A 13,321-nucleotide genomic window follows, 5' to 3' on the forward strand; every position below is an offset into this window, starting at 1 on the left:
AACCGTCAACCGGCCTATTTACGTTGTTAATCCCATTTGCACCGCTTTATCTGGGACTAAACACTAATAGCCGTCATACCGCGACCGGTCACTCCCACTCGATGGTGCCCGGGGGCTTGCTGGTCACGTCGAGGACGACGCGGTTGATCTCGCGGACCTCGTTGGTGACGCGGGTGGAGATGCGGGCCAGCACGTCGTACGGCACGCGCGACCAGTCGGCCGTCATGGCGTCCTCGCTGGTCACCGGCCTGAGCACGACCGGGTGGCCGTACGTGCGGCCGTCGCCCTGTACGCCGACCGAGCGCACGTCGGCGAGCAGCACGACCGGGCACTGCCAGATGTCGCGGTCGAGACCCGCGCGGGACAGCTCCTCGCGGGCGATGGCGTCGGCCTCGCGCAGGATGGACAGCCGGTCGTGGGTGACCTCGCCCACGATGCGGATGCCGAGCCCGGGGCCGGGGAACGGCTGGCGCCACACCATCGCGGACGGCAGGCCGAGCTCCTCGCCCGCCCGGCGTACCTCGTCCTTGAACAGGGTGCGCAAGGGCTCGACCAGGGAGAACTTCAGGTCGTCCGGCAGGCCGCCCACGTTGTGGTGGGACTTGATGTTGGCCGTGCCCGTGCCGCCGCCCGACTCGACCACGTCGGGGTACAGGGTGCCTTGGACGAGGAAGTCGACGGGGCCGTCGGCGAGGATGGCGCGCTGCTCGTCCTCGAAGACGCGGATGAACTCGCGGCCGATGATCTTGCGCTTCTCCTCGGGGTCGGACACCCCGGACAGGGCCTTCAGGAACCGCTCGGCGGCGTCCACGACCCGCAGCCTCACACCCGTGGCCGCGACGAAGTCGCGCTCGACCTGCTCGGCCTCACCCTTGCGAAGCAGCCCGTGGTCGACGAAGACGCAGGTCAGCCGGTCGCCGATGGCCCGCTGGACGATCGCGGCGGCCACCGCGGAGTCGACGCCGCCCGACAGCCCGCAGATCGCCCGCCCCTCGGGGCCGACCTGCTCGCGCACGGCCTCGATGGCGTCCTCGACGATGTTGAGCATGGTCCAGGACGGGCGGCAGCCCGCCGCGTCGAGGAAGTGCCTCAGCACCGTCTGGCCGTGCTCCGAATGCAGGACCTCGGGGTGGAACTGCACGCCGTACAGGCCTCTGTCGCGGCACTCCATGGCCGCGACCGGGGTGTCCTTGGTCCACGCGGTGACCTCGAAGCCCTGCGGGGCCGCGGCGACGCTGTCGCCGTGCGACATCCAGACCGACTGGGCCGAGGGGAGCCCGGCGAAGAGCACGCCCTCGCTTCCCACGGTCAGTTGTGTGCCGCCGTACTCGGCGATGCCGGTCTGGGCGACCTGGCCGCCGAGGACCCGGGCCATCTCCTGGAAGCCGTAGCAGATGCCGAAGGTCGGCACCCCCGTCTCGAACAGCCCCTCGGGGGCCGCGGGGGCGCCCTCGGCGTACACCGAGGAGGGGCCGCCGGACAGGATGATCGCCTTCGGGTTCTTGGCCAGCATCTCGCTCACCGGCATGGTCGAGGGGACGATCTCGGAGTACACGTGGCACTCACGGACCCGCCGGGCGATCAGCTGCGCGTACTGCGCGCCGAAGTCGACGACAAGCACCGTGTCGAACTCAGACACCGAAAAGACCCCCCAAAAGACGCCGCGGTCCCCACAGTCTATCGGCGGCCACCGCTGCCGGGACGCCTCCCAAGATCCTCCGGGGACGCCCTCCCGCGATCCTGAACCGCGCCCTAGGTAAATGCGTCGTAGGGGCATGAGGACTTCACTTGGTACGGCTGCGGCCGTCGCGCTCGCCGTAGGGCTGGTGGCGGCGGCCTGCACGAACGGCGGGAGCGCAACCGCGCCCGAAGCCGGGGAACCCGTGGCACTGGGCAACATAAAGCTCGTCTCGTACACCGGTTGCGATGACATGCTGGAAGGCTTGCGCAAGGCCACCGCGGAGAACGTGGGCCCCTATGGCCTCGGCGGGAACATGATCCTCTTCGCCGCCGGCGGGGCGGAAGACGCCATGGCCAAGTCCTCGGCGCGGTCGTCCGGGCCCACCTACTCGACGACGAACGTCAACGAGGCGGGCGTCGACGAGCCTGACCTGGTGAAGACCGACGGCAAGCGGATCGTCACCTTCGGCCGGGGCGTGCTCCGCGTGGTCGACGTGGCGTCGAAGAAGGTCACCGGCACGCTGCGGCTCCTGCCGGCCGAGCAGGGATGGGCGCCCGGCGACCTGCTCGTCCACGGCGACCGCGCGCTCGTGATCCTCTCCCAGGGCGGCGCCGTCCCGATGGGCGCCATGGCCAAGCAGCGCCCGTTCGTCGGACCGAAGTACGTGCTGGTCGACCTCAAGGACCTGAAGGTCCTGGGATCGATCACTCCGTACGGGAACCACGTGGACGCCCGCATGACCGGCTCGTCCGTACGGATCGTGGTCAGGTCGCAGCCCGAGTTCACCTTCGCCGAGGCGCGCCAGGACGAGCCCGAGTCGAGCCTGATCAAGCGCAACCAGGACATCGTGCGCGCCGCGCCTATCGACGCCTGGCTCCCGAAGTACGAGGTCGCCGGGCCCGACGGCGCCGCCCGCACGGAGAAGGTGAAGTGCGAGCAGGTCAGCCACCCGGAGGACTACACCGGGACCTCGATGCTGACCGTGCACACGATCGACCTGGAAGCCGGGCTCGACGCCGGCGACCCGATCAGCGTGGCCGCCGACGGTGACACCGTCTACGCCACCCCCACCAGCCTGTACGTCACCAGCAACCCCCGCTGGTGGGTCCGGCGCGTCATCGACGACGTCTCCCCGGCGGACACGCCCCCGGTGAGCACCTCCCCCGGCGAAGCGGAGGCGTCCTCCTCCGGCACGGCGGTCGCCCCCAAGGACCCGCCGAGCTCGCCTCCGGCCGAGAAGGTCGAGCCGAGTGACGACCCGTCGATGCCCACACTGCTGCCCGAGCCGACGGCGACGGCGACGCCCACCACGGGGTCGCCGAGCGCCGAGAGCACCCCTGTGTACAAGGCGCCGCCTGAGCAGACCGAGGTGCACCGGTTCGACATCACGGCTCCGGGAGCGCCCAGGTACGTCGCCTCCGGGGTGGTCCCCGGGCGCCTGCTCAACCAGTACTCCCTGTCGGACTACGAGGGGAGCCTGCGGGTGGCCACCACGTCGTTCGGCGACGAGGGGGTGGCCTCGGAGAAGAGTTCCAGCGCGGTCTACGTCCTCGACTCCGGCACGCTGGCGAGGACCGGCCAGATCACCGGTCTCGGCAACGGCGAGCGGATCTACTCGGTGCGCTTCATCGGCCCCGTGGGGTACGTCGTGACGTTCAAGCAGGTGGACCCGCTCTACACGCTGGACCTGCGGGACCCGGCGCGGCCCAAGGTCACCGGCGAGCTGAAGATCACCGGATACTCCGCCTACCTGCACCCGGCCGGAGACGGGCGGCTGATCGGCATCGGACAGGAGGCGAGCGACAAGGGACGCACCCTCGGAACCCAGGTCTCGCTGTTCGACGTCAGCGACCCGGCCAAGCCCGCCCGGCTGTCGCAGTACCACCAGAAGGACTCCGGCTCGGAGGCCGAGTGGGACCCGCACGCGTTCCTGTACTGGCCCGCGTCCGGCGTCGCCGTCCTGCCTCTCAACACCTGGGGCGTCGAGGGGCAGGACAGCCAGTCGGCCGCGCTGGTGCTCAAGGTCGGAGATGACGCGATCACCAAGACGGGGCTGGTCACCCACCCGAAGCCGAAGAAGTCCAACGACCCGATTCCGCCCGACCCCATGATCCGGCGCTGCCTCGTCATCGGCGACACCCTGTGGACGGTCTCCGACATGGGGCTCAAGGTCAGCGACACGAAGACCCTGGCGGAGGAGGGCTGGATCCCCTTCGCCACCTGACGGGCGGCCTCGGCTGGTTCGACGCGCTTCCAGGCCGTATCGCGCAGTACGGCCCGGAGTGCCAGGCCGCACGTTCCGGTCCCGATCCGACGGGACCGGAACGTGCGGCCCAGGGCATACTCGGGCTCAGCCCGATTCGGACCGGATCAGACCGGCTCAGGAGGGCCTCCTGAGCTGAGGACCGACGTCCGGCTCAGACCGGCTCAAACCGACCTAGGCCGGGCTCAGACCGGCTTGGTCTCCGCCTCGCCCGAGGGGACGATCTCCGGGGCGCCGAGGCGGATGGCGTCGGCCTCCTGGTCGGTGTCCTGCTCCTGCGAGGCCCGCTCGGCCTCCACGCGCTTGGTGTAGTACTCGACCTCGCGCTTGACCTGCTCCGCGTCCCATCCGAGCGGCCCGGCCAGGAGCTCGGCCGCCTCCTCCGCCACGGCGGTGCCCCGGTGGAAGGTCTCGATCGAGATGCGCGTGCGGCGCGTGAGCGCGTCATTGAGATGGCGGGCGCCCTCGTGGGTGGCCGCGTAGACGATCTCGGCCCTGAGGTAGTCGTCGGCGCCCGTCAGCGGGCGGGCCAGCGACGGATCGCGCTCGATCAGCGCCAGCACCTCGTCGATCAGCGACCCGTACCTCTGCAGCAGGTGCTCGATGCGGGCGACGTGAAGGTGCGAGGAACGCGCCAGGCGGTGCCGGGAGTTCCAGAGCGCCTGGTAGCCCTCGGCGCCCACGAGCGGGATCTTGTCGGTGCAGGACGGCGGCACGCGCTGGTCGAGGCCGTGCGCGACCGCGTCCACCGCGTCCTTGGCCATCACGCGGTACGTCGTGTACTTCCCGCCCGCGATCATGACGAGGCCGGGGACCGGGTGGGTGACGACGTGCTCGCGCGACAGCTTGGAGGTCTCCTCCGACTCCCCGGCCAGCAGCGGGCGCAGCCCGGCGTACACGCCCTCGACGTCGTCACGGGTCAGCGGCACCAAGAGCACCTCGTTGACGTGGTCGAGCACGTAGTCGATGTCCTGGCGGGAGGCGGCCGGATGGGCCTTGTCGAGCGCCCACTGGGTGTCGGTGGTGCCGATGATCCAGTGCCGCCCCCAAGGAATCACGAAAAGCACCGATTTTTCGGTGCGAAGGATGATTCCGGTGAGCGAGTGGATCCGGTCACGCGGGACCACGAGGTGGACGCCCTTGGACGCGCGCACGTGGATCTGACCGCGGCCGCCGACCATCTCCTGGATCTCGTCGGTCCACACGCCGGTCGCGTTGACCACCTGCCGCGCGCGGACGTCGAACTCGGTGCCGGTCTCCAGGTCGCGCACCCGTACCCCGGTCACGCGCTCGCCCTCGCGCAGGAAGCTGACGACCTTGGTGCGCGACGCGATCTGGGCCCCGTACGCGGCGGCGGTCCGCAGCATCGTCGTGACGTGCCGCGCGTCGTCCACCTGGGCGTCCCAGTACTGCACCGCGCCGGTGAGCGAGGACTTGCGCAGCGCCGGGGCGAGCCGGAGCGCCCGGCGGCGCGACAGGTGGCGGTGGCCCGGCACCCCCCGGGACAGGCCGGTCGAGAAGCCGAGCGAGTCGTACAGCGTCAGGCCGGCACCCACGTACGGCCGCTCCCAGACGTGGTGGGTGAGCGGGAACAGGAACGGCACCGGGCGCACCAGGTGCGGGGCGATGCGCTGGAGGAGCAGCGCTCGCTCCTGCAACGCCTCGCGCACGAGGTCGAAGTTGAGCTGTTCCAGGTAGCGCAGGCCGCCGTGGATCAGCTTGGAGGACCGGGAGGAGGTGCCGGAGGCGAAGTCGCGCGCCTCGACGAGACCGACCGAGAGCCCGCGGGTCACGGCGTCCAGCGCGACGCCGGAGCCGACCACGCCGCCGCCGACCACGATCACGTCGAGCTCCTGCTCGGGGTCGGCCATGCGGGCCAGCGCGGCCGATCGCTCCGCCGGCCCTATGCGGGCCGAGTAGACCCCGCCGCCCCTGGACCGCACATCAGCGCCGTCCCACTTGACCTGCCCGTCACTTCGCTGAACGTCCACACCCCCACCATCCCGCCCAACCGCGCCGTCGCCTCGCCCGGCGTCCACGCTCCCGCGATCGGGCCGGGTCTCGCCATGCTCGACGTCCATACTCACACCATCTCGTGGAGCTTCGGCGTCGGCGTGCCCGGCACCGGGCACCGGGGCCTTCTCAGCACCGTCCAGGGCAGGGTCGCCCGTCTCGCCGGGCCGGGGCTCCCGGCCGGCTTCACCCGGCCCGACCCCGCTGGCTGTGTGTGCTGTCATTGCGATCCCCCTGGGGTGCGGCTTGTCGCGTTGTGTCCTATTTCTACCCGTGAGTAGATACCTGCATGCCGTGAGCGGACCCGGCCGGGGATGAAGCTCCTCACATTCCGCGACTCATGGGGCGCGCGCTCCCCCACCACCCTCACCGCGTCACCCCGGTCACACGACCGCGGGAGGTAGATCTTCTCCGGCACCGCGGAACCGTAGATCTTCACAGGTCACGCGAGGACCGGGAATCGGCGGTCACGCTCACCTCACAGCCGCCGGCCGTCGTCAGACCCGCACGACCTCGACGCCGGCCTCCGTGAACGCCTCGGCGGCGGCGTCGGACAGCCCGGCGTCGGTGATCAGCATGTCGATTCGGTCGATGGCACAGATCTTCGCGAAGGCCCGGCGGCCCGCCTTGGACGCGTCGGCGACGGCCACCACGCGGGCGGCCCGGCCGATCAGCAGGTTGTTCACGCCGGCCTCGCCCTCGTGATGGGCGGACGCGCCCGCCACCGCGTCGATGCCATCGACCCCGAGGAAGGCGATGTCCAGGGTCACCTGCTCCAGCACCCCGGAGGCGAGCGGCCCGATCAGCTCGTACGACTGCGGCCGCGCGACCCCGCCCGTGACGACGAGCTTGACGTTCTGCCGCACGGTCAGCTCCGCGGCGATGTTGAGGGCGTTGGTCACGACGGTGAGCCTGGCGCCCGGCTCCGCCCGCAGGGCCAGCGTCCTCGCGACCTCGGAGGTCGTCGTGCCGCCGTTCATGCCCACGACGGCACCCGGCGCGACCAACTCGGCCGCGGCCTCGGCGATGCGCTGCTTCTCCCCCGCGTGCCTGGCCGTCTTGTAGCGGAGCGGAAGGTCGTAGCTCACGCTCTGGGCGACGGCGCCGCCCCGCGTGCGCATGAGCATCTGCTGCTGGGACAGCTCGTCGAAGTCGCGCCGGATCGTCGCCGTCGAGACCTCCAGGGTCTCCGCGGCCTCCTCGACCGTCAGGCGCCCGTGCTGAGCCAGCAACTCAAGCAGGGCGTTCCAGCGTTCATACCGGCTCATGGTCCCAAAGCGTGGCACACGACCCGACTTCGCACACCCGAGTGGTCGCCACCCGATGCACAATCGTGCTTGTTAGTGCTATAAAAAGTGCAGAACAAATCAAATCTAAGGAACCGGCCCGTGATGACGCACACCGAGACCGAGATCGCCTCTCAGCCGGAATGCTGGAGCCGAGCGGTGGAGCTGGCCGGATCAGCGGCGCTCCCCCGGCCCGGCGAGCGCGTCGCCGTGATCGGCTGCGGCACCTCATGGTTCATCGCCCAGGCCTACGCCGTCCTCCGCGAGGCCGCCGGGCACGGTGAGACCGACGCGTTCCCCGCGTCCGAGGCCCCGCTGGGCCTGTCGGACGGCGGCGCGCCGGGCCGGTCGTACGACAGGGTGCTCGCGCTCACCCGCTCCGGCACGACGACCGAGGTGCTGGAGCTCCTGCGCCGGCTCGACGGCACGAGGACCACGGCCGTCACCGCCGACCCGGACACTCCCGTCATGACGCTCGCGGACGAGGTCGTCGTGCTCGACTTCGCCGACGAGAAGTCCGTCGTCCAGACGCGCTTCGCCACCACGCAGCTCGCGCTGCTCCGCGCCCACCTCGGCGAGGACCTCACCCGGGCCGTCGCCGACGCCGAGCGGGCGGTCGCTTGGCCCGTCGGCGCCGAACTCGTCGACGCCGAGCAGTTCTCCTTCCTCGGCCGGGGCTGGACCTGCGGGCTCGCGCAGGAGGCGGCGCTGAAGATGCGGGAGGCCTCGCGTTCGTGGACCGAGGCGTACCCGGCCATGGAGTACCGCCACGGCCCGATCAGCATCGCCGGGCCAGGGCGCGTCACCTGGATGCTCGGCACCGCCCCCGAGGGCCTCGCCGACGACGTACGGAAGGCGGGCGGCACCTTCGTCGCCGCCGACGCCGACCCGATGGCCGAGCTCGTACGGGTGCAGCGGGTCGCGGTGGCCCGCGCGCACGCCCGGGGACTGGACCCCGACCAGCCGCTTCACCTGACCCGATCTGTGATCCTGTCTTCATGAGCATCACACTCGCCGACGCCCGCGTCGTGACCCCCGACGGTGTACACGAGGGCTGGATCACCATCGAGGACGGACGCTTCACCCACATCGGCCAGGGCCAGGCGCCCCGTGACGGGCACAGCCTGGCCGGCCGGTACGTGCTCCCCGGCTTCGTCGACATCCACACCCACGGCGGGGCCGGGGGATCCTTCCCCTCCGGCGACCAGGAGGAGGCGCGGCGGGTCGCGGCCTTCCACGCCGGCCACGGCACCACGACGATCATGGCGAGCCTGGTCACCGCGTCGCTCGCGGACCTCGCCCGTGCCACCGCCGCGCTGGCCGAGCTGTGCGACGAGGGACTGCTGGCCGGGATCCACTTCGAGGGTCCCTACATCGCGCGGTCACGCTGCGGGGCGCACGACCCCACCCTGCTCCGCGATCCCTCCCCCGGCGAGCTGTCAGACCTGCTGAAGGCCGGACGCGGGCACGTGCGGATGCTCACCATCGCCCCCGAGTTGCCGGGCGGACTCGGCACCGTCCGTGCCGCCGTCTCCGAGGGCGTCATCGCGGCCCTCGGCCACAGCGACGCCACGTACGAGCAGGCCGTCGCGGGCATCGAGGCGGGCTGCACGGTCGCCACCCACCTCTACAACGCCCTGCCCCCGCTGCACCACCGCGAGCCCGGGCCGATGGCCGCGCTGCTGGAGGACGAGCGCGTGACGATCGAGCTGATCAACGACGGGGTCCACGTCCACCCGGCGATGATGCGGCTCGCGGGCACGGTCGCGGGCACGGGCCGCACGGCACTGATCACGGACGCGATGGCCGCCGCCGGCATGGGCGACGGGACCTACCGGCTCGGCTCCATGGAGGTGGAGGTGTCGGACGGCGCCGCCCGGCTCGTGGAGAACGGCACCATCGCGGGCAGCACCCTGACCATGGACGTCGCCTTCAGGCGTGCGGTCCAGGAGGTCGGCCTGTCCGTGGCCGAGGCCTCCGAGATGGCGTCGCTCACTCCCGCCCGCGTCCTCGGCGTGGACGGCCGCGCCGGTTCGATCTCCGTCGGCAAGGACGCCGACCTCGTCGTGTTCGACGACGACCTCACCCTCCACAGCGTCATGCGCCACGGCGCCTGGCTCACCTCCCCATGACCCCGCCCGAAGCGCCACACCATCCCGTCCGTTCCCCCGGCGGAGACCCGACGGTTCGTGGCGCGCCCGCATGCCGTACCACAGAGATCGGAGACGAGCCGTGCCCCTCGTGACCACCGGCGACGTCATCCGTCAGGCCCCTTCGGGCGTGGGCGCCTTCAACGTGATCCAGCTTGAGCACGCCGAGGCCATCGTCACCGGGGCCGAGGCGGCGAGCACTCCCGTGGTGCTGCAGATCAGCGAGAACTGCGTCCGCTACCACGGGGCGCTGAAGCCGCTCGCGGTCGCGTGCCTCGCCATCGCCGAGACCTCGGCCGTCCCCGTGGCCGTCCACCTGGACCACGCCACCTGCCGCGCCCTCGTCGAGGAGGCCGTACGCCTGGGCATCGGATCGGTGATGTTCGACGCGTCCGCGCTGCCGGACGCCGCGAACGTGACGGCGACGGCCGAGGTGGCGGCCTGGTGCCATGAGCGCCAGGTCTGGGTCGAGGCGGAACTGGGCGAGATCGGCGGCAAGGACGGCGTGCACGCGCCGGGCGTGCGCACCAAGCCGGGGGAAGCGGTGTCCTACGTCGCGGCAACCGGAGTGGACGCCCTCGCCGTCGCGGTGGGCAGCTCCCACGCCATGACCACCAGGGACGCCGTGCTCGACCTGACGCTGATCGGCGAGCTCCGCGAGGCGGTGCCGGTGCCCCTGGTGCTCCACGGCTCCTCAGGCGTGCCGGACCACACGCTGCGCGAAGCCGTGCGGCATGGCATGAAGAAGATCAATATCGCGACAGGCCTGAACAAGGCCTTCACCGGAGCCGTACGGGACCGCCTGGCCGCCGACCCCACCACCGTCGACTCCCGCAGGTACTTCACCAGCGCCCGCGAAGCCGTCGCCCACGAGGTCACCCACCTCCTGAAACTCCTCACCACCTCCTGAGCCCACCCCCGTGACGGCCGCGACCCTCTGAACGCCTCTCCTTGTGACGGCTGGGTCAGGGGAGGCGAGCAGGCGCCACCCTTCCCCGGCGAACAGGGCCTTCCCATGCGACTCGGCGGAGACGCGAAAGGGTCCTTCCCCCGGGTGGTTCGCCCGGGGGAAGGACCCCTGCTCAGCGTCAGTGGACGTGGGGTGCGACGACGACCTCGACGCGCTGGAACTCCTTGAGGTCGGAGTAGCCCGCCGTGGCCATCGTGCGCCGCAACGCGCCCATCAGGTTCATCGAGCCGTCGGCGACGCTGGACGGGCCGTGGAGGATCTGCTCCATGGTGCCGATCGTGCCGACCTCCACGCGGGCGCCTCGCGGCAGCTCGCCGTGGTGGGCCTCGGAGCCCCAGTGGTGACCCCGCCCCGGAGCCTCGGCGGCGCGGGCCAGCGGGGAGCCGACCATGACGGCGTCTGAGCCGCAGGCGATGGCCTTGGCGATGTCGCCGGAGCTGGTCATGCCGCCGTCGGCGATCACGTGGACATACCGGCCGCCGGACTCGTCGAGGTAGTCGCGGCGGGCGGCGGCGACGTCGCCGATCGCGGTGGCCATCGGCACCGCCACGCCCAGCACGGTGCGCGTGGTGTGGCCGGAGCCGCCGCCGAAGCCCACCAGGACGCCCGCCGCGCCTGTGCGCATCAGGTGGAGGGCCGCGGTGTACGTCGCGCAGCCGCCGACGATGACCGGGACGTCGAGCTCGTAGATGAACTGCTTGAGGTTGAGCGGCTCCGCCCGGCCGGAGACGTGCTCGGCGGAGACCGTGGTGCCCCGGATGACGAAGATGTCGACCCCGGCGTCGATCACGGCCTTGTAGTGCTGCGCGGTGCGCTGGGGCGACAGCCGCGCGGCGGTCGTCACACCGGCGGACCTGATCTCCTCGATGCGGCGCCCGATGAGCTCGTCGCTGATCGGCGCGGCGTAGATCTCCTGAAGCCGCCTGGTGGCGGCCTCTCCACGCAGCTCGGCGACCTCCGACAGCAGGGAGGCGGGGTCGTCGTAACGGGTCCAGAGCCCTTCGAGGTCGAGCACGGCGAGGCCGCCGAGACGCCCGATCTCGATGGCCGTCTTGGGCGAGACGACGCTGTCCATGGGGCTCACCACCACGGGCAGGTCGAAGCGGTAGGCGTCGATCTGCCAGGCGATCGAGACCTCCTCGGGGTCGCGGGTGCGCCGGGACGGCACGATGCCGATCTCGTCCAGCGCGTAGCCCCGGCGCCCGCTCTTGCCACGCCCGATCTCTACCTGAGTCATGCTCTTGTCGTTCCCGTCACTCGGAGAAGCCGCTTCGCTCGTAGGTCCTTACCCGCACGGGTCGCGATGTCGCCGCCGGGCGTCGCCCGGCCGCTCCGTCAGCGGCCGTGGTAGTTGGGCGCCTCGACCGTCATCTGGATGTCATGGGGGTGGCTCTCTTTGAGACCGGCGGAGGTGATCGGCATCAGCATGCCGTTCTCGTGGAGCTCGTCGATGGTGCGGGAACCGGTGTACCACATGCCCTGGCGCAGGCCGCCGACGAGCTGGTGGGCCACGGCGGCGACCGGGCCGCGGTAGGGCACCTGGCCCTCGATGCCCTCGGGGATGAACTTGTCCTCGCTGGTCACGCCCTCCTGGGAGTAGCGGTCCTTGCTGTAGGAACCGCCGCGCTCCCGGTTGCGCACAGCGCCGAGCGAGCCCATGCCCCGGTAGGACTTGAACTGCTTGCCGTTGATGAAGATCAGCTCACCGGGCGACTCCTCGCAGCCGGCGAGCAGCGAGCCCAGCATCACGGTGTTCGCCCCGGCGGTGAGGGCCTTGACGATGTCGCCGGAGTACTGCAGGCCACCGTCGCCGATCACCGGGACCCCCGCGGGGGCGCAGGCCAGCGACGCCTCGTGGATGGCCGTGACCTGCGGGGCGCCGACCCCGGCCACGACGCGGGTGGTGCAGATGGAGCCGGGGCCCACCCCGACCTTGACGGCGTCGGCTCCGGCGTCGATGAGCGCCTGGGCGCCCGCCCGCGTGGCGACGTTGCCCGCGATGACGTCGACCCGGCCGTTGGCCTTGATCTTGGCGACCATGTCGCAGACCCCGCGCGAGTGGCCGTGGGCGGTGTCGACGATGATCACGTCGACCCCCGCCTCGATCAGCGCCATCGCCCGCTGCTCGGCGTCGCCGGCGACGCCCACCGCCGCCCCGACCACCAACCGGCCGTCGGCGTCCTTGGTGGCAAGGGGATATTGCTCGCTCTTGGTGAAGTCTTTGACGGTGATGAGGCCGCGCAGCCTGCCCTCGGCGTCGACGAGGGGAAGTTTCTCCACCTTGTTGTGGCGCAGCAGCCGGAACGCCTCGTCGCGGGACACCCCCACGGGGGCGGTGACGAGGGGCATCGGGGTCATGACATCGCGGACCCGGACGCTCTGGTCGGTCTCGAAGCGCATGTCGCGGTTGGTCACGATGCCGACCAGCACACCGCCCCGGTCGGTGACCGGCACACCAGAAATGCGATATTTCCCACACAGGATCTCGACGTCGGCCAGCGTGTCGTCGGGCGAGCACGTCACCGGGTTGGTGACCATGCCGGCCTCTGAACGCTTCACCAGATCGGCCTGCTGGGCCTGGTCGTCGATGGACAGGTTACGGTGCAGGATGCCGATGCCGCCCTGGCGCGCCATGGCCACGGCCATGCGCGCCTCGGTCACGGTGTCCATGGCGGCGGAAACCAGGGGAATGCGCAGATTTATCGACCTGGACAGGCGAGTGGTGGTGTCGGCGTCGCCCGGCTGCAGGTCCGAATACGCGGGAACCAGGAGCACGTCGTCGAACGTGAGCCCGGGTTCGGTGAACTTGGCCATCTGCAACCCTCCTGCCATGGCGCTCTCAAGGTGGGGAAAGGCGCCGGCCCCCTTGGCCCAGTTTAGTGTCCCGCCACTGACCGGCTCTGCGGCTCCTGCGGACGAGCTGGCGCCCCTCTTTGGATCACTGCTTCCCAAGCACTT

General features: G+C 71.0%; 9 protein-coding genes. 4 read left to right on the top strand and 5 right to left on the bottom strand.

What is annotated here, in order from left to right; genetic code table 11:
- Positions 1–88 precede the first annotated feature (88 nt).
- Positions 89–1,639, bottom strand: coding sequence for a glutamine-hydrolyzing GMP synthase (gene guaA, locus AB0B89_RS02125; protein WP_358546812.1), 1,551 nt, complete (start codon positions 1,637–1,639; stop codon positions 89–91).
- A 136-nt stretch (positions 1,640–1,775) separates the two neighbouring features.
- Here guaA and AB0B89_RS02130 point away from each other — a divergent pair, with 136 nt between their 5' ends.
- Positions 1,776–3,905, top strand: a complete 2,130-nt coding sequence (locus AB0B89_RS02130; protein WP_358546815.1) for a beta-propeller domain-containing protein — start codon at positions 1,776–1,778, stop codon at positions 3,903–3,905.
- Positions 3,906–4,129: 224 nt separating this feature from the next.
- Here the strand turns inward: AB0B89_RS02130 and glpD are convergent, their stop codons facing one another.
- The gene (gene glpD / locus AB0B89_RS02135; protein ID WP_358546957.1) at positions 4,130–5,815 is read right to left on the bottom strand and encodes a glycerol-3-phosphate dehydrogenase; all 1,686 of its coding nucleotides are present in this window, start codon (positions 5,813–5,815) and stop codon (positions 4,130–4,132) included.
- A gap of 639 nt (positions 5,816–6,454) precedes the next feature.
- Positions 6,455–7,225: a DeoR/GlpR family DNA-binding transcription regulator gene (locus AB0B89_RS02140; protein WP_358546818.1), complete on the bottom strand. Its 771-nt coding sequence runs from the start codon at positions 7,223–7,225 to the stop codon at positions 6,455–6,457.
- Positions 7,226–7,348: 123 nt separating this feature from the next.
- Here AB0B89_RS02140 and AB0B89_RS02145 point away from each other — a divergent pair, with 123 nt between their 5' ends.
- The 3 genes from AB0B89_RS02145 to AB0B89_RS02155 all read left to right on the top strand — a co-directional run bounded on the left by AB0B89_RS02145 (position 7,349) and on the right by AB0B89_RS02155 (position 10,303).
- Positions 7,349–8,245: a sugar isomerase gene (locus AB0B89_RS02145; RefSeq protein WP_358546821.1), complete on the top strand. Its 897-nt coding sequence runs from the start codon at positions 7,349–7,351 to the stop codon at positions 8,243–8,245.
- The gene (gene nagA / locus AB0B89_RS02150; protein WP_358546824.1) at positions 8,242–9,375 is read left to right on the top strand and encodes an N-acetylglucosamine-6-phosphate deacetylase; all 1,134 of its coding nucleotides are present in this window, start codon (positions 8,242–8,244) and stop codon (positions 9,373–9,375) included. Before AB0B89_RS02145 ends, nagA begins: the two co-directional genes overlap by 4 nt.
- A gap of 100 nt (positions 9,376–9,475) precedes the next feature.
- Positions 9,476–10,303, top strand: coding sequence for a class II fructose-bisphosphate aldolase (locus AB0B89_RS02155; RefSeq protein ID WP_358546827.1), 828 nt, complete (start codon positions 9,476–9,478; stop codon positions 10,301–10,303).
- 178 nt (positions 10,304–10,481) lie between these two features.
- Here AB0B89_RS02155 and AB0B89_RS02160 read toward each other — a convergent pair whose 3' ends face one another.
- On the bottom strand, positions 10,482–11,600 hold the full coding sequence (locus AB0B89_RS02160) for a GuaB3 family IMP dehydrogenase-related protein (RefSeq protein WP_358546830.1): 1,119 nt from the start codon (positions 11,598–11,600) through the stop codon (positions 10,482–10,484).
- A 98-nt stretch (positions 11,601–11,698) separates the two neighbouring features.
- A complete protein-coding gene (gene guaB / locus AB0B89_RS02165; protein WP_358546833.1) occupies positions 11,699–13,177 on the bottom strand; it encodes an IMP dehydrogenase in 1,479 nt (492 codons plus the stop codon).
- Positions 13,178–13,321: the final 144 nt, after the last annotated feature.

Origin of the sequence: Sphaerisporangium sp. NPDC049002 (genome assembly GCF_040649355.1) — a bacterium.
Taxonomy (GTDB): Bacteria; Actinomycetota; Actinomycetes; order Streptosporangiales; family Streptosporangiaceae; genus Sphaerisporangium.

Excerpts from the sequence above, each read along its gene's own strand:
- nagA (WP_358546824.1), top strand. The coding sequence starts at position 8,242 with ATGAGCATCACACTCGCCGACGCCCGCGTCGTGACCCCCGACGGTGTA.
- AB0B89_RS02145 (WP_358546821.1), top strand. The coding sequence starts at position 7,349 with ATGACGCACACCGAGACCGAGATCGCCTCTCAGCCGGAATGCTGGAGC.
- glpD (WP_358546957.1), bottom strand. The coding sequence starts at position 5,815 with ATGGCCGACCCCGAGCAGGAGCTCGACGTGATCGTGGTCGGCGGCGGC.
- AB0B89_RS02140 (WP_358546818.1), bottom strand. The coding sequence starts at position 7,225 with ATGAGCCGGTATGAACGCTGGAACGCCCTGCTTGAGTTGCTGGCTCAG.
- AB0B89_RS02160 (WP_358546830.1), bottom strand. The coding sequence starts at position 11,600 with ATGACTCAGGTAGAGATCGGGCGTGGCAAGAGCGGGCGCCGGGGCTAC.
- guaB (WP_358546833.1), bottom strand. The coding sequence starts at position 13,177 with ATGGCCAAGTTCACCGAACCCGGGCTCACGTTCGACGACGTGCTCCTG.
- AB0B89_RS02130 (WP_358546815.1), top strand. The coding sequence starts at position 1,776 with ATGAGGACTTCACTTGGTACGGCTGCGGCCGTCGCGCTCGCCGTAGGG.